The 16,412-nt window shown below is 71.7% G+C and carries 12 protein-coding genes and 1 pseudogene; 5 read left to right on the top strand and 8 right to left on the bottom strand.

Annotated features, from left to right (window positions below):
* Positions 1-3 precede the first annotated feature (3 nt).
* From ACZ52C_RS20020 to ACZ52C_RS20005, 4 genes and pseudogenes are all read right to left on the bottom strand, one after another.
* Entirely contained in the window at positions 4-969 is a 966-nt protein-coding gene (locus ACZ52C_RS20020) for an RluA family pseudouridine synthase (RefSeq protein ID WP_469075973.1), read from the bottom strand.
* Positions 970-1,047: 78 nt separating this feature from the next.
* Complete coding sequence (locus ACZ52C_RS20015) at positions 1,048-2,064, bottom strand: terpene synthase family protein (RefSeq protein ID WP_469076156.1); 1,017 nt, start codon at positions 2,062-2,064, stop codon at positions 1,048-1,050.
* A 207-nt stretch (positions 2,065-2,271) separates the two neighbouring features.
* A pseudogene (locus ACZ52C_RS20010) lies at positions 2,272-2,463 on the bottom strand (DUF6192 family protein); the annotation flags it as partial.
* 340 nt (positions 2,464-2,803) lie between these two features.
* Positions 2,804-4,321, bottom strand: coding sequence for an amino acid permease (locus tag ACZ52C_RS20005; protein ID WP_469075972.1), 1,518 nt, complete (start codon positions 4,319-4,321; stop codon positions 2,804-2,806).
* Positions 4,322-4,611: 290 nt separating this feature from the next.
* Here ACZ52C_RS20005 and ACZ52C_RS20000 point away from each other — a divergent pair, with 290 nt between their 5' ends.
* Positions 4,612-5,448 carry an N-formylglutamate amidohydrolase gene (locus ACZ52C_RS20000; protein ID WP_469075971.1) on the top strand — a complete coding sequence of 279 codons (837 nt, stop codon included), beginning with the start codon at positions 4,612-4,614 and terminating at the stop codon, positions 5,446-5,448.
* On the opposite strand, the gene ACZ52C_RS19995 is transcribed toward ACZ52C_RS20000, so the two are convergent.
* The 3 genes from ACZ52C_RS19995 to ACZ52C_RS19985 all read right to left on the bottom strand — a co-directional run bounded on the left by ACZ52C_RS19995 (position 5,435) and on the right by ACZ52C_RS19985 (position 9,214).
* Positions 5,435-7,093: a serine hydrolase gene (locus ACZ52C_RS19995; protein WP_469075970.1), complete on the bottom strand. Its 1,659-nt coding sequence runs from the start codon at positions 7,091-7,093 to the stop codon at positions 5,435-5,437. The two genes, ACZ52C_RS20000 and ACZ52C_RS19995, sit on opposite strands and share 14 nt — an antisense overlap.
* A 171-nt stretch (positions 7,094-7,264) precedes the next feature.
* Complete coding sequence (locus ACZ52C_RS19990; RefSeq protein WP_469075969.1) at positions 7,265-8,110, bottom strand: siderophore-interacting protein; 846 nt, start codon at positions 8,108-8,110, stop codon at positions 7,265-7,267.
* Between the two features lie 174 nt (positions 8,111-8,284).
* Positions 8,285-9,214: a 5'-3' exonuclease gene (locus ACZ52C_RS19985; RefSeq protein ID WP_469076155.1), complete on the bottom strand. Its 930-nt coding sequence runs from the start codon at positions 9,212-9,214 to the stop codon at positions 8,285-8,287.
* A gap of 356 nt (positions 9,215-9,570) precedes the next feature.
* Between ACZ52C_RS19985 and ACZ52C_RS19980 the strand changes: the two genes are divergently transcribed.
* The 4 genes from ACZ52C_RS19980 to ACZ52C_RS19965 all read left to right on the top strand — a co-directional run bounded on the left by ACZ52C_RS19980 (position 9,571) and on the right by ACZ52C_RS19965 (position 15,250).
* Positions 9,571-10,716, top strand: a complete 1,146-nt coding sequence (locus ACZ52C_RS19980) for a quaternary amine ABC transporter ATP-binding protein (RefSeq protein WP_469075968.1) — start codon at positions 9,571-9,573, stop codon at positions 10,714-10,716.
* Positions 10,709-13,321, top strand: coding sequence for an ABC transporter permease/substrate binding protein (locus tag ACZ52C_RS19975; protein ID WP_469075967.1), 2,613 nt, complete (start codon positions 10,709-10,711; stop codon positions 13,319-13,321). The genes ACZ52C_RS19980 and ACZ52C_RS19975 overlap by 8 nt, the downstream gene beginning before the upstream one ends.
* A 587-nt stretch (positions 13,322-13,908) precedes the next feature.
* Positions 13,909-14,490 (top strand): helix-turn-helix domain-containing protein, encoded by a 582-nt coding sequence (locus tag ACZ52C_RS19970; protein WP_086800290.1) that lies wholly within the window; start codon positions 13,909-13,911, stop codon positions 14,488-14,490.
* Between the two features lie 7 nt (positions 14,491-14,497).
* The gene (locus ACZ52C_RS19965; RefSeq protein ID WP_469076154.1) at positions 14,498-15,250 is read left to right on the top strand and encodes a helical backbone metal receptor; all 753 of its coding nucleotides are present in this window, start codon (positions 14,498-14,500) and stop codon (positions 15,248-15,250) included.
* Here the strand turns inward: ACZ52C_RS19965 and ACZ52C_RS19960 are convergent.
* The gene (locus ACZ52C_RS19960; RefSeq protein WP_469075966.1) at positions 15,177-16,394 is read right to left on the bottom strand and encodes a TDT family transporter; all 1,218 of its coding nucleotides are present in this window, start codon (positions 16,392-16,394) and stop codon (positions 15,177-15,179) included. The genes ACZ52C_RS19965 and ACZ52C_RS19960 overlap by 74 nt on opposite strands.
* Positions 16,395-16,412: the final 18 nt, after the last annotated feature.

Raw genomic sequence — 16,412 nt, 5'->3', positions numbered from 1 at the left:
CCCTCAGGCCCGGGCGTCGTGCGGGGTGCCCGCCCACTCCTCGTACGACGCCCACGCCTGGAGCACCCGCCCGCTCATGAACCGGTGCTCGTGCCCGGTGACCGGATCGGTGAACTGCATGGTCCGCGCCAGCAGTTGCAGCGGACGCCCGAAGTCGTCGGCCGGCACGGGACCTCGCACCTCCGGGTAGAGCGGGTCACCGAGAATCGGCACGCCCAAGGCGGCCATGTGCACCCGTAGTTGATGCGTCTGCCCGGTGCGGGGCGTGAGCCGGTAGCGGGCCAGGCCGTCGCCTCGCCGCTCCAGCAGCTCCACACCACTGACGGCGTTGGGTTCGCCGTCGACCTCCCGGGCCGCCATCACCCCGCGTTCCTTCACGATCCGACTGCGCACGGTGCGGGGGAGGGCGAGCGCCGGGTCGTACGGGGCGACGGCCTCGTACTCCTTGGTGACGAGCCGGTCGCGGAACAGCGACTGGTAGGCGCCCCGCTCCTCGGGGCGCACGGTGAACAGCACCAGCCCGGCGGTCAGCCGGTCCAGGCGGTGGGCGGCGCCCAGCGCGGGCAGCCCCAGCTCGCGGCGGAGCCGGGCCAGCGCGGTCTCGGCGACATGGCTGCCCCGTGGTGTCGTGGCCAGGAAGTGCGGCTTGTCGACCACGACGACATGCTCGTCGCGGTACACGACGTCCAGCGCGAACGGCACCGGCACCTCGTACGGCAGGTCCCGGTGGAACCACACGTACATGCCCGGCACATACGCCGTGTCACGCGCCACGGCCCGCCCGTCGACGTCCACGACCAGCCCCGCGTCCAGCATGCCGTCGATCACGCCCGGCCCGGGCGCCAGCCGCTCCACCAGGTGATCACGCACGGTCGCCCATGCCTTCCCCTGCGGCAGCCGGACCCGCACCGGGTCGACCCCGTCGCGCTGCGGCAGGGGAGAAGGGGGGACCGGACTTCTGCGTCTCATCACGGTCAAGCGTACGAGGGGACCGGCGGCGCGGGCGCCGTCCGGTCCCCCTTCCGAGCGGGCTCGGGGTCGGTCGCGTCAGGCGGCGCACCGGTAGCGGTCGGTGGCCTCGTGCCAGTGGTAGGAGCCCGCTGCCCAGCCCTGGATGGCCCTGGCGTGGCGGAGGACGGCGCGCTGGGTGTGCTGGCTCGTCCGCAGATCGTGCAGGGCCTGTGGGAGGTCCGACGCGACCGTCTCCTCCAGGGTTCTGACACGGCCCGTCAGGATGTGGTTGACGAGCGAGACCGCTTCATGGAGGGGGACGCCGTGCAGTTCCTGGGTGACGCGCACGATGTTGTTCTTGGCGACACCTTCGTGCACCTCCTTGGGGTAGGACACGATGTCGTTGTGCAGGTCGACGGTGTCCCGGAACGCGTTGATCAGTACGGTGAAGGGGCGGGTCGCGCGGATGTCCTCGGTTATCTCCCAGCCGAGCGAGTGCTCCATCAGCAGGGCGCTGCATCCGGCCGCACCGTAGTCACGGCGCATCTCCATCTGCTCGATGAGGTCGGGGAACCGATGACGGGTCAGGTTCTCCGTCTCCCACAACGAGGCTTCCAGGAACTGGCGTATGGACCTGGTGTACAGGAACTGCCACGCGAGGGAAGCCGCGGGCGCGGTGCGCTGCCACAGGTCTGCCAGCGCGTGTTCCAGCGGCTCCTTCGGAGTCGGGCCCGAATCCGGTGCGTGCGCGGTCACCGGCAGGAAGGACATCAGGCGCTCGATGCGGTCGAGTATCTCCTCGCGCTTTCCGAGCGCCTCGCACCAGGGCAGGAAGATGTCGTCGAGGCACCAGATCACACTGTGCCAACCGGACAGCAGTTCCAGCTCACGGGCCGACGCGTGCGGATAGGTCAGGGCGGTGAAGCGCGTGAAGTCCGCCCGGTCGAAGATCTCGGCACTCCACCCGCCGTGGTGCGAATCGGTGTGCTGCGGTTCGAGTAATCCCATGGAGTGGGCCCACGCGCGAACGCGTGGACGGGTCTCGTCCAAATGAGGGTTCACCCTGGCCGGGAACGGCATGTAGAACGAGGGTATCTGGAAGGTGTCCGCCACGGCTGCCTCCTGTCTGTGACGACGTGCCTCTGCACCGCCCTCTGCCCTGGGTCGACGGCGTGCGGCCGCCCCCAGGTCATGAATGACGCGCTGTGCTTCCTCCGCGCTGCCACCGCGGCACCGCCGACCTGCGGACGAACTGGGCTTGCGGCTTGCTGGGCGGAACCGGTCGAACGGGGCCTCGTTGCCTGCGTGCCGGGCGGTGTCGTCGGCCATGACCGTCGAGGTGACGTACGGACGGTGCAGAAAATCCGTGATCACCACTGCCGCGGCCGAGCCGCCGACGACCGGGCCGTGAACCGCCCCCGCCTTCCTCTGGACGCTCTCCGGGTAATTGACCTTCCAAACCACCATCCGCTCCACGCTGTCCTGCGTCAACCTCGGCGGACCGTCCGGCACGAGGAGCTGAGAAGCCCTATGGGGATTTGTCAACCGTTTGGCTTGAATCTGGGGCGACGAGGGTGAAAACAGGCCACTCCCCTGCGAAAGGTGTACGAGTCACCGTGGGACGCTCTCTCATCCCCGCCCCCTGCCGCGACGGCAACCCGCCCTGACGATCCACCACTTCGCACCATGCGATGGTCGCGATGCGGCGGAAAAGGGCGTGCGCCCCCGGCGCGTGGAGCGGCCCTCCGGTCCGCTCTGCCCGGCGCGCCGTCCGTGCCGGGCCTGTGTGCCGGCCGAGCAAGCGGCTCACCGCCGAGGCGGGACGTGGTGGTGGTACCGAGTGGGGCGCCCGTCACCGGGAGCGCGTGCGGTGGCGGTGCGTGAGGCGGTAGGCGAGGCCCGCGGTGACGGTGGCCAGGAGGAACAGCACGGTGAACCACTGGAACCACCAGTGGCCGCCGGCCGGGTCGTAGACGTCTGCTCGGGGCCAGGCCAGGTTGACGGTCATGAAGAGGCCGTAGAGCAGGGCGAGGGCGTTGACGGGGAGACCCCAGCGGCCCAGGGAGAAGAGAGGCTTGCCGGTCTCGTCGGTGCCGGTCGAGGGGAACTCGCCCTTCAGGCGCCGTATCAGCAGGGGGCCCGTGACCATCGCGTACGCCAGGTACAGCATCACGATGCAGGTCGTGCCGATGGCCAGGAACGCCTCCGGCGAGGCGAAGTTGAGGAGCAGCAGGGCGGCCGCGAGGACGCCGACGACCAGGGCGGGGGCGGTGGGCATGCCGGTGCGCGGGTTGACCTTTGCGAGCCGCCCGGCGAAGGGGAGTTGACCGTCGCGGGCCATCGAGAAGAGCATGCGGCAGGCCGACGTCTGGATCGCCAGCGTGGCCACGGTGATCGCCACCACCACGTCGGCGAGCAGGACGCGGCCCACGCCGTCACCGAGGCTGCTGGTCAGCACATAGCTCAGGCCGTCCACGCCCAGCCTGCCGTCGGTCAGGCTCGGCGCGGCGAGCAGACCGCCGAGGACGAGCAGACCGCCGAGCAGACCGGCCGCGCCGAGGGCCGTGAGGATCGTGCGGGGCGCGGTCCGGCGCGGATGGTGGGTCTCCTCGCTCATCTCGCCCGCGCTGTCGAAGCCGATCATCACGTACGCCGCCATGAACGAGCCCACCAGCAGGGCACCCAGCAGATCGGTACTGCCCTCGGCCATGTGGAAGGTGATGCCGGGGGAGCGCTCGGAGTGGGTGAACAGCAGGACGACGATCAGGATCGCGCCGATGATCTCGGCGGTCACGCCGACCCGGTTGACCACGGACAGCACCCGGTTGTCCAGGACGTTCACGAACGTCGTGAGCACCAGCAGGAGCACGCCCAGGACGGCCGCGTTCGCCGCGCCCGTCGGCGAGGTGGGCGTCGGGTCGCCGCCCACGAGCTGGAAGCCCGACCAGATCGCCGGCAGCACCATCTGGAGCGCGAGCGCGGCCGCCGCGACCACCACGATCTGTCCGATCACCATGGTCCAGCCGGCGAACCAGCCGAAGGTCCGGTTCGACAGGCGGGTGGACCACTGGTAGATCGAGCCCGATATCGGATAGCGCGCCGCGAGTTCCGCGAAGCAGGCGGCCACCAGCAATTGACCGACGAGCACCGCGGGCCAGGTCCAGAAGAAGACCGGGCCGCCGAACGCGTAGCCGAAGGCGAAGAACTGGAAGACGGTCGTGAGGACGGAGATGAAGGAGAAACCGGCGGCGAACGAGGCGTATCTGCTCAGGCTGCGGTGCAGCTCCTGGGCGTAGCCGAACTCGGTCAGCGAGCGGTCGTCGGGGGAGTGGGGCGGCTCCGGACGGAGGTCGGGGGCAGTGCTCGTCATGGCGGCAACCTGCTTTCGCAACAAGCGGCGCGAGCATTCGCGCACGAGCGGCGCGAATTCCTGTCGGGCGACAGAAATTAGGGGAGGCCTGTGTCGCGCGAGTCACACGACCATGTCCGGAGGGAGCCCAAATCCTCACGACCATGGCAGGGGTGGGTGGTTGCGACAAGGCGCGGCCGAGAATGCTCGAGGAGGCCGACGGGCGACGCCCGGAGGGGGCCGGAGCACGCCTGATCGCGCCGGGATACGGTCGGAGACCGCTCCCCCCGACCCTGGTGAGGAACCTCCGGATGAACGACGTTGCGCCGCCGCCAGGACCGCCCTCCCATCGGCTTCTTCCCGGCGCGTCCGAGTCGCCCGTCCTGCTGCACGTGCCGCACGGTTCGCGGGCGATCCCGGCAGCCGTGCGGAGCGGCATCGTGCTCGACGACGCCGCGCTGGAGCGGGAGTTGGACCACATCACCGACGCGTACACGGACCAGATCGCCGAGCGGGCCGCCGGGTGGGCGGCCGTGCGCCCGTGGCGGTTCGTGAACCAGCTGTCCCGGCTGGTGGTCGATCCCGAGCGCTTCCCGGACGAGCGGGAGGAGATGCTGGCCGTGGGCATGGGGGCGGTCTACACGAGGACCACGCACGGGGAGGTGCTGCGTCCGGCCGGTCACGACGGGCTGCCCCTCGACGGCAGCGCGCGGTCGCTCGTCGACGGGTACTTCCGTCCGTACGCCGACGCCATGACCGACGCCGTCACCGACCGGCTGGCGGCCGTGGGACGGGTGGTGGTCGTCGACGTCCACTCGTACCCGAGCGGGCGTCTGCCCTACGAGCTGCACGGCGACGGGCCCCGGCCGCCGGTCTGTCTGGGCACCGACCCCTTCCACACACCGGCCGAGCTGCTCGCCGCCGCCGAGGAGGCGTTCGCCGGGTTCGGTGGGACGGGTGTCGACAGCCCGTTCGGGGGCGCGTACGTCCCGCTGACGTACTACGGGCACGACCCCAGGGTGACCGCGCTGATGATCGAGATCCGCCGGGACGTCTACATGGCCGAGCCGGGCGGGGCGGCGGGCCCTGGGGTGGACGAACTTGCACAGGCGCTGGCACGCCTGGTGGACCGGCTCACGGACGTCTGAAGGTCCCCAGGCCGTTCGCGTCGAGCGCCTCGATCGTCACCGACGTCGCCCGGCCGTTCTCGTCGCCCTTGAAGGTCACGCCGGAGGGGCCGGTCGCGTTCTCGCCCACCGTCTCGTAGAAGAAGGTGTCGCCGTCGTAGTGGGTCAGACGGAACGTCATGGGCCGCGGGCCGAGGCGCAGCGTCAGGTCGCCGCCCGTCTCGGTGACCGTGAGGGGGCCGTAGTACGGGTTGGCGTAGGTGCCGGTGTAGGTGGAGTCGGCGCGGGCGTCGGAGGCGTCGTCCGGGGGCTCGGAGTAGTCCGTGGGCGAGCGGAGTTCGTCCTCCTCGTGCTCGTAGATCCCGGCGGCCAGTTCCAGCCAGTCCTCGGTCGGCTTGCCGTGCTGGGCGGTGTCGAAGAAGTTCAGGGCGACGGCGTCCGCGAGGCCGACCGGTGCGCCGTTGGTGAGGACGACGATGCCGAGCTGTTCGCCGGGCAGCATCGTGACGTTGGTGTGGGCGCCGAGGGCGAAGGCGCCGGTGTGGCTCAGCCGGAGGCGGCCGAGGTCGTCGTAGGAGACGTTCCAGCCGAGGCCGTAGAAGCCGGCGCGGCCCGCCGGTGCGGGGGGCGGCTGCGAGACGGTCTCGGGGAGGTGGGTGCGTTCGAGGGGGTCGGCCGCGATGACGCGGTCGCCGTCGAGTTCGCCGTCGGCGAGCTGGAGCCGCAGCCAGCGCGAGAGGTCGCGGGCCGAGGAACTGGCGCCGCCCGCCGGGGCCTGGGCATCGGCGTCCCGGACGTACCGAGCCTCCCAGTCGGCGGGGTCCCCGCCGTCCGATCCCTCTTTCTCGACGTGGGCGAACGCCTTGTTGTTCGTGCCCTCGTAGTCGCTGAAGCGGGAGCTGGTGGCGTCCATGCCGGCCGGCTCGTAGAGGACGTCCTCGGAGAGCTTCTCCCAGGTCGTGCCGGCGGCGTCGGCGACGGCCTCACCCGCCGCCGTCAGACCGAAGTTGGTGTACGCGTAGCTCGCGCGGAACGGTGTCAGGGGCTCCAGCCGGAGGCGGTCGACGATGTAGTCGCTGTCGTAGCCGAGGTCCTCCAGGAGGTCGCCGGCGTGGTCGGGCAGACCGCTGCGGTGGGAGAAGAGGTCGGCCAGGGTGACGTGGTCGGTCACCCACGGGTCCTTGAGGGCGAAGCCGGGGAGGTGTTCGGTCACCGGGTCGTCCCAGTCGACGGTCTTGTCGCCGACGGCCCCGGCTACCACGGTCGAGGCCAGCGGCTTCGACAGGGACGCCAGCTGGAACACGGTGTCCGGGTCGACCGGTGCCTCCTGGCCGACGTGCCGCTTGCCGTAGCCCTCCAGGTGGACCACCCGGTCCTTGTGGACGACGGCGACCGCGACGCCCGGCACCCCGGTCCGGTCCATGCCGCGCTCGACGATGCCGTCGACGGCCTCGACGGCCCGGTCGACGTCCTCCTGTGTGAGCTGGGGCGGCGGCTGCGGCGGGGGTGCGGCCGAGGCGGTGCCGATGCCGTACGGGACACCGCCGAGGACCAGGAGCGAGGCCAGGGCGGTCGCGGCCCCGGCCCTGGTTCCGGTCCCGGCCCAGATCCTGGGCGCTCCCTGGGCCTTGCCTCCGCGGCGGGCCCTCTGGTGCCGAACAGCCATGTGTTCATTCAAACGGGTGAGCCGCGCTTTGTCCTGACGAAGCCGCGCCTTCCCGTCCTGATGAAGCCGCGCGCCCTCCCGTCCTGGCGAAGCCGCGCGCCTTCCCGACCTGGCGAAGCCGCATGCCCCCGCCCGGGCAGGGCGCGCCCGCCCGGTGGCAGGGTCGCCGGATCAGGCCGTCGTCGCGGCGCTCTCCTGCTCGGACTCCACGCGGGCGTTCCACTCCTTCTTCGCGGCCTGCCAGCCGTCCTCGTCGTGGCCGAGGCGCCAGTAGCCGGAGACGGACAAGTCCTCGCGGGGGACGGCGAGTTCGACGCGGAGCAGGCGGCGCAGCTCCTTGACGAAGCCGGCTTCGCCGTGGACGAAGGCGTGCAGTCGGCCCTCGGGGAACTCCAGTGCGCGCACGGCCTCGACGAGGGCCGCGCCGACGGGCCGGTCCCCGCGGTGCAGCCAGACCACTTCCACGTCGGAGTTGATCTTCTGCTCCTCCTCGGCGCCGGCGACCTCGACGATCGCGTGCGCGCGGGCGCCGTCGGGAAGGGCCTCCAGCGAGGCGCCGATCGCCGGCAAGGCGGACTCGTCACCGACCAGGAGATGCCAGTCGGCCTCCGGGTTGGGCGCGTACGCGCCGCCGGGGCCCAGAAAGCGGATCAGCTCGCCCGGCTGGACGCGCGTGGCCCAGGGACCGGCGATGCCCTCGTCGCCGTGGAGCACGAAGTCGATGGTCAGCTCGCGCAGTTCGGGGTCCCAGGCACGCACGGTGTACGTCCGGGTCACCGGCCACTGGTCCCGGGGGAACTCCGCGCGGATCCGCTCGATGTCGAAAGGCTCCGGATAGGTCACGCCCTCGGGCCCGAACAGGAGCTTCACATAGTGATCGGTGCTGCCGCGCAGGGCGAACTCGGCGAGGCCGTCGCCACCGAGCACGACGCGCTGCATGTGCGGAGTGAGCCGCTCGGTGCGGACGACTCGCGCGGAGTGGGGCTTCGGGGTCCTGCGTACCGGACGCTCTGCCATGACGGCCTCCCAAATACCTAGCTAAGGCTTACCTAAGTTACCATCTCCCCCTTGTCGACACTCCATGCTCGGAGCGAAGACGAGGACTTCACGATGTGAATCGCGCCTCAGGCCCCTCACCACCGAGTGTCACCCCACCCACCGGCGTACGCCCCCTCCACCAGGCGTGCCTCATCACGTCCCGAGCGTCGCCAGCAGTCGCTGCAACGATCCGCCGAGCCCCCAGCGCGCCGCGAGCGCCTCCAGCGCCGCCGGATCCCGCGGAGCGCGCGGGAGCGCCGTGTCGACGTGCGGCAAGGGTACGTCCGCCGCCACCAGCACCACCTTGGGCGCCACCGCGACATAGGCCCGCGCCTCGTCGAGCCTCTTGCGCTGCGACGGGGTCAGCTTCGCCGCCGGGTCGTCGACGGCGGCCATGATCCCGGCCAGGTCGCCGAACTGGTCGAGCAGCTTCGCCGCCGTCTTCTCGCCGATGCCGGGCACCCCCGGCAGACCGTCGCTCGGGTCGCCGCGCAGCAGGGCCAGATCCGCGTACCCGCGCCCGACCACCCCGTACTTCTCGCGCAGCCACGCCTCGTCGGTGAGCTGCAGGGTGCCGACGCCCTTCAGCGGGTACAGCACCCGCACCTCGCGCTCGTCGTCGACCAGCTGGTACAGGTCGCGGTCGCCGGTGACGATGTCGACCGGCTCCTTCGCCCGTGCCGTGAAGGTGCCGATCACGTCGTCCGCCTCGTACCCGGCGACGCCCACGCGCGCGATGCCGAGCGCGTCCAGCACCGCCTCGATCACCGGTACCTGCGGGGAGAGGGTGTCCGGCACCTCCTCCTCGTCCGGCCCGGCCTCGTGCTCCTCGGCGACGCGGTGCGCCTTGTAGGAGGGGATCAGGTCGACCCGCCACTGCGGGCGCCAGTCCGCGTCCATGCACGCCACCAGGTCCGTCGGCCGGTGGTCCTTGACCAGCCGGTCGATGAATTCGAGCAGCCCGCGCACGGCGTTCACCGGGGTGCCGTCCGGGGCCTTCACGGATTCCGGCACCCCGAAATAGGCGCGGAAGTACAACGAGGCGGTGTCGAGAAGCATCAGGCGTCGGGTCACGTCCCGCATCATGCCGTACACCACGGACACCCCGCCGCCGACGCAGCAGCGCGCGGCTCTCCCCGCACCGGCGTGCGGGCTCCGCGACACCGGCGTGCGGCCCTCGGTGGGTCGACCCGCGTGCCCTCCGGCGACCGCGCGTGCGCCCCGTGGAGGTGTTCCGTGAACGCCCCTGGCCTGCGGTGAATGCCCTGTGAAGCGGGACACGGTCGCGTTTCGCCGGTCGGGCCGGGGCAGGCGCGGCCCCGGAGCAGCGCCGGTCGTGGTGTCCACACCGCGGACCGGGCGGGCCGATCCCGCCGCGCTCCACGGCCGACCTGCGGGCGGGGGAGGCGGGCCGTTTCGTAGCGAACCAAGAGGTGCACGTGTCAGCCAGGGAGTCATCCAGACTCGAAGCCGAGGGCCTGTTCAAGGTGTTCGGCAGACGACCCGACGACGCGGTGGACCGGCTGAGGGCCGGCGCCGACCGCGAGGAACTGCGAGCCGAGGGCACCACCGCCGCCGTGATCGACGCCTCCTTCACGGTGGAGCCGGGCCAGATCTTCGTCGTCATGGGCCTGTCCGGGTCCGGCAAGTCCACACTGCTGCGCATGCTCAACGGGCTCCTGGAGCCCACCGCGGGCCACGTCCGCTTCGGCGGACGGGACCTGACCGCGATCGACGAGCGCGAACTGCGGGCGGTGCGCGCCACCGGCATCAGCATGGTCTTCCAGCACTTCGCGCTCTTCCCCCACCGCAGCGTCCTGGAGAACGCCGCGTACGGCCTGGAGGTCCAGGGCGTGCCGCGCGCCGAACGGCTGCGGCGCGCCACCGAGGCGCTGGCCCTGTGCGGCCTGGCCGGCTGGGAGAAGTCCTGGCCCGACGAGCTGTCCGGCGGGATGCAGCAGCGCGTGGGCCTGGCCCGCGCGCTCGCCACCGACGCCGACGTGCTGCTGATGGACGAGTCGTTCAGCGCGCTCGACCCGCTGATCCGCCGTGACATGCAGGACCAGCTGCTGGAGCTCCAGCAGACCCTGAAGAAGACCATCGTCTTCATCACGCACGACCTCAACGAGGCCATGCGCCTCGGCGATCGCATCGCCGTCATGCGCGACGGCCGCATCGTGCAGACCGGCACCGCCGAGGACATCCTGATCCGTCCCGCCGACGACTACGTGGCCTCCTTCACCCAGGACGTCGACCGCTCCCGGGTGCTCACCGCCGGGGCCGTGATGGACACCGCCGTACGCGGCGACGAGGCGGACTGCGGCTGCGGGACCGCGACGCCCGACATGCCGTTCGCGGACCTCTGCGCGCTCAGCGCCCGTCTGTCCCACCCGGTCGCGGTGCTCGACGGGAAGGGCGCCGTCGTCGGCGTGGTGCCGCAGCGGCGCCTGATCGGCTTCCTCGGCGACCGGGACGGTCAGGACGGCCGGTACGACCAGGTCGGCAGGCCGGACCCGCAGGGCGCGCCCGTGCCCTGTGACGCCCCGCGCGACAAGGCCGTACGGGCGGTGAAGGCCAGTGCCTAGGATCCACCTCGGCGACTGGGTCGCCCACGGCGTGGACTGGCTGCGGGACCATCTCGGGCCGCTCTTCGACCTCGTCAAGGTCGTCGTCGAGGCCATGTACGACGCGGCGAACGCGGTGCTCACCGCCCCCGACCCCCTGCTGCTCGCCGGCATCCTCGCCGTGCTCGCCGTCTGGCTGCGCGGGCTGCTCCCCGGTGTGCTGGCCTTCGCGGGCCTGGCGCTCATCGACTCGATCGAGCAGTGGGAACCGGCGATGAACTCGCTCGCGCTGGTGCTGGTCTCCTGCGTGATCATCTTCGCCGTCGCCGTGCCGATCGGTATCTGGGCGGCCCGCAGCCGCGCGGTCAGCGGCGCGATCCGCCCCGCGCTCGACTTCATGCAGACGATGCCGGCGATGGTCTATCTGATCCCGGGCATCTTCTTCTTCGGCGTGGGTCCGGTGCCCGGCATGGTCGCCACCATCGTCTTCGCGATGCCGCCCGCCGTACGCCTCACCGAACTCGGCATCCGGCAGGTCGACGCCGAACTCGTCGAAGCGGCCGAGGCGTTCGGCACCCCTCCGCGCCGCACGCTGTGGCGGGTGCAGCTGCCGCTGGCGCTGCCCACGATCATGGCGGGTGTCAACCAGGTGATCATGCTGGCCCTGTCGATGGTCGTCATCGCGGGCATGGTCGGCGGCGGCGGACTCGGCTCCACCGTGTACGACGGCATCAGCTCCGTGGACGTCGGCCTCGGTTTCGAGGGCGGTATCGCGGTCGTCATCCTCGCGATCTACCTCGACCGGATGACCGGCGCTCTCAACCAGCGCGTGTCGCCGCTCGGCCGCCGCGCCCTCGCCAGGGCGAACACGGCCGTCGGCGGACTCGGCTTCCTGCGCTGGAAGCCGGCCACCCCGGTCGCGATGGTCGGTGTGGTCGTCCTCGCGCTGGTCGCCGGCGGCCTGAACGTCTTCGGCCGGTCGGCCGACGGCACCGAGGTGACCTCGAACGTCGGCCGGGGCCGCCCCATCAGCATGGGCTACATCGACTGGCCCGAGGGCGTCGCCTCCACCTACCTCTGGAAGGAGATCCTCCAGCAGCGCGGCTTCACCCCGCGGACCAGGTCGCTGGAGGTCGGCGCCCTCTACAACGGGCAGGCGCAGGGCAGCGTCGACATCCAGACCAACTCCTGGCTGCCGGCCACGCACGCCTCGTACTGGGCGAAGTACAAGGACCGGCTGGAGGACTACGGCAGCTGGTACGACAAGACCTCGCTGGAGATCGCCGTCCCCTCCTACGTCAAGGGTGTGAAGTCCCTCGACGACCTCAAGGGCAGGGCCGACCTGTTCAAGGGGAAGATCTACGGCATCGAGCCCGGCGCGGGCGAGACCAGGCTCTACGAGGACGAGGTCCAGCACGCGTACGGACTCGAGGGCGAGTACCAGCTGGTCAAGTCCAACACCTCCGCGATGCTGGCCCAGCTGGACCGTGCCTACCAGAAGAAGGAACCCATCGCGGTCACGCTCTGGTCGCCGCACTGGGCGTACGACGAGTACGAGCTGACCAAGCTGAAGGACCCCGAGGGCGCCTTCGGCGCGGGCGACGGGATCCACACCCTCGGGCGGAAGGGCTTCGCGAAGGACGAGCCCCAGGTCGCCCGGTGGCTGAAGGACTTCAAGCTCGGTGACGCCCAGCTCACCTCCCTCGAAGGGGCGATCCAGGACGCGGGCAAGGGGCACCAGGAGGACGGCGTCCGGGCCTGGCTGAAGAAGAACCCCGGGATCGTCGACAAGCTGGCCCCGGTCGCCGGGTCCCACTACGAGCGGGGCAGGCAGGCCGGTGCCGCGCCGGTCATCGGCTACCCGGCGTGGGACGAGGGCATCGCCGTCACCCAGCTCTGGGAGAACGTCCTGGAGAAGCGCGGCTACCGGCCGAAGAAGACCAAGCTCGACATCGGCCCGCTGTTCACGGGCCTGTCCACCGGGCAGGTCGACGTCGAGTTCGACGCCTGGCTGCCGGTGGCGCAGAAGTCGTACTGGGACAAGTACCGCGACGATCTCGTCGACCTCGGCGCCTGGTACGACCGGACGTCACTGGAGATCGCCGTCCCGTCGTACGTGAAGGGCGTGCGCACGATGGACGATCTGCGGGCGCACAAGGACGAGTTCAAGGGCCGGATCGTCGGCATCGAGCCCGGCACCGGTGAGATGGTCCGCCTGGAGAACACCGTCATGCCGGCCTACGGGCTGTCGGACTTCAAGCTCACCAAGGCCGGGACGAGTTCGATGCTGGCCGAGCTGGACCGCGCCTACGCGAACAGGGAGCCGATCGCCGTCGTGCTCTGGTCGCCGCACTGGGCGTACGACAAGTACGACCTGACGCGGCTCGCCGACCCCGAGAAGACCTGGGGCGCGAACAACCAGATCCGTACGCTCGCGCACCGGGACTTCCCCGAGAAGTACGCCGAGCTGAACGGCTGGCTGAAGAACTGGCACATGACCCCGGAGGAGCTGATGAGCCTGGAGCAGGCCGTCCAGAAGGCCGGGCGGGGCCGGGAGGACGAGGGCGTCGAGAAGTGGATCGACGCGCACCCGGGGATCGTCGACGAGATGGCCCCCGTGACGTAGCAGGACGCGACGGCCCGAACGTACGAAGGGGTTCGCGTACGGGCGTACGAGAAAGATCCGGACAACCCTGGGGCGGTCCGCATCCACCCGGTTCCGCCCCCTGGCGGCCGGGTGGGGCGGGCCGCTCCCGCGTCCCCAACTCCTCTTCAGGGTACCTGCCTTGGCGGGACGGCAAGCGGCCGCGCCGTCCTCCCGGGACGATGTCGTGGCTGCGCGGGACGGCTTCGGCGATCGGCGGACCCGCACCGGCGGCGTGGTGACACTGTGTGCCGGAGGGGGTGCTGCGCGCGGTCGCGGGGGCCGCGGTGACCCTCGCCGGGCGGTGCGACGAGGCCGCCAGAACGGAGGCGGGGTGGTGGCCGTGCTGGCGAGAAGTGTGAGCATGGACCCCCTGCCGTTTCACAGCGATGTGACGGGCGCGTGAAACGGTTTGCCGAACATGCGTAGGGTGCAGAGAACTCATCAGGACCATCGCGCCCGATGAGTGCCGGACGGGTGGGCATCCGTACCCGGACCAGTGAGCGTTCGCGGACCCGTCCGACGGGAGTCCGCGAGCCGACCGACGAGCGAAGGAGGGAGCCGGAGCGATGGGCGACCACAAAGAACAGCCCCTTCGGGTGGGCGCGGCCGTCCGGCGGCGGCGCCGGGCACAAAAGCTCACCCTCGCTGCCGTGGCCGAGCGCAGCGGCCTGTCGGTCCCCTTCCTCAGCCAGGTCGAGAACGAACGGGCCCGCCCCAGCAGGCCCTCCCTGGAACGTATCGCGGACGCCCTCGGCACCACCGCCGTCGAACTCCTCGCCGCGGCCGACCCGGCGTGCAGCGTCGACGTCGTGCGCGCCGCCGACGAGGACGGCTTCACGCCCCCCGACGCCTCCTCGCGCTCCCTGGTGCGCGGTCACCACCAGTTGCACGCCATGGAGTTCACCGGCGACCACGACGAGGGCCGCGAGGTCCAGCACCGCAACGACGAGCTGATGTACGTCGTCGACGGCGCCGTCGAGGTCGAGGCCGAGGGCCGTGCCCACCGCCTCGGACGCGGTGACACGCTGTACATGTCCGGTGGCGTACGGCATCGCTGGCGGGCCACCGAGCCCGAGACCCGGGTGATCGTGGTCGCCGTCGCGGACCACATCGAGGCCCTGGAGGACCGCCACCGCAAGGGCGCGTGACGCCGTGGTGCGCTCGATCCCCCGGGTCGTCTCCCTCGTCCCGTCCCTCACGGAGGCCGTCGCCGTCTCGCTGCCCGGCGTGCTGGTCGGCGCCACCGACTGGTGCGCCCACCCGGGTGATCTTGACGTGGTGCGCATCGGCGGCACCAAGAACCCCCGGACCGACGCCGTCGTCCGTCTCGCCCCCGATCTCGTCATCGCCAACGAGGAGGAGAACCGGGAGCCGGACCTGGCCGCCCTGCGGGAGGCGGGTGTCGAGGTCCTCGTCACCGAGGTACGGGACGTGCCGGGCGCCTGCGCCGAACTGGACCGGGTGCTGCGGGCCTGCGGGGCCCGGTCCCGGCCGCGCTGGCTGGACGAGGCGGAGTCGGCGTGGTCCCGGCCGACGGGCGCTGCCGACGGGCCGCTGACGCCGGGCCGCAGGACGACCGCCGTCGTGCCCGTCTGGCGGCGGCCGTGGATGGTCCTCGGCCGGGACACCTTCGCCGGTGACGTGCTCGCCCGGCTCGGTGTGGACCACCTGTACGCCGGGCACGCGGAGCGCTACCCGCGGGTGCCCGTGGAGGAGCTGCGGGCCGCCGCGCCCGACGTCGTGGTCCTGCCAGACGAGCCGTACCGCTTCACCGCCGACGACGGCCCCGAGGCCTTCCCGGGGGTGTCGTGCGCGCTGGTCAGCGGCCGGCACCTCACCTGGTACGGGCCGTCGCTGGCCGAGGCTCCGCGGGTGCTGGACGCGGCGCTGCGGGCAGCGCGCCGCTGACCAGACCGCGCGCGGTGCACCCGGCGGCGGTGGTCCAGGCCGCCAGCAGCAGTGCGTACAGCGCGACGGCGAGGGCGTCGAGGGCGACCAGCCCCGTGTGCCGGGCCAGTCCCGTCGCACCGGTCGCACAGGTGCCGACCGGGAAGGTGAACGCCCACCAGGCCATCGAGAACCCCATGCCCCGCCGCCGGGCGCGGACCACCAGGGCGGCGGCGAGCGCGAGCCAGAACAGCGCGAAGCCCAGGACGGGCACACCGTAGAGAACGGCGAACGGGGCGAAGGCGTGCGCGTACGGGGCCGGTACGGCGCCCGGGGCCGCGTCGGCGAGGTTGCCTACGGCGGTGGTCGACTGCCCGAGCGGGCCCAGGACCAGGAACAGGCTCGGCGTGAGCGCGAGCGGCAACGGCCCCGCCGCGACGAGCCGGCCGCACACCGCCGGCAGTACGACCAGGGTGGCCAGCAGGCTCAGCCCGAACAGCGCGAGACAGCCGAACAGCAGCGTCTGCCGGGCCTGCCCCGGCGGCAGGTACGGCACGAGCAGCGGACCGAGCGCGGCGGAGACCATCGGGGCGACGAGGGGGAGCAGCAGGGCGGGGGTGACCCGGTCCGCGTCGATCCGCTGTCGGACGATCAGCAGATATGGCACGACCACGGCGGCGAGAACGCCCGCGACGGTCCCGGCGCCGAAGAGCACGACGTCCAGGGCGACGGCCGCCCGCACGCCGATCCAGTCACGGCCGACGACGAGGGCACCGCCGCCGACGGCCAGCAGGGCCATGGAGAGACAGCCGTGGAAGGGGGCCACGGCCGGGTCGAGGAGGTCGGCGCGGGCCTGGTCGCGGTGGTGGGTCCAGTGCAGGGCGCGGGCGCCGAGCACGGCGACCAGGGCGACGAGCGCGAGCGCCCACACCGCCGCACAGGCCGTCCGCAGACCCGGGAGGTCCAGGGGGAGCCCGGCACCGGCGGAGGCCACGATCGCGGTGCCCATGACCGGGGCGTACCAGTTCGGACCGAGGTGGCGGAGGGCGGGGAACGGGCGGGGGCGGGAGTGGGCTCGCGAGGGGGAGGGAGGCGTGGAACCCAGGACCGGATGGGCTGGATGGGCGGGATGGGCTGGATGGGCTGGGCGGACTGCGGTGGCCATGTTTGCGAGCGTCCCGCT

This window comes from Streptomyces sp. NPDC034049 (assembly GCF_055575575.1).
The sequence above is the reverse complement of the archived record's forward strand: the minus strand, read 5'-3'. Positions and strand labels throughout refer to the sequence as shown.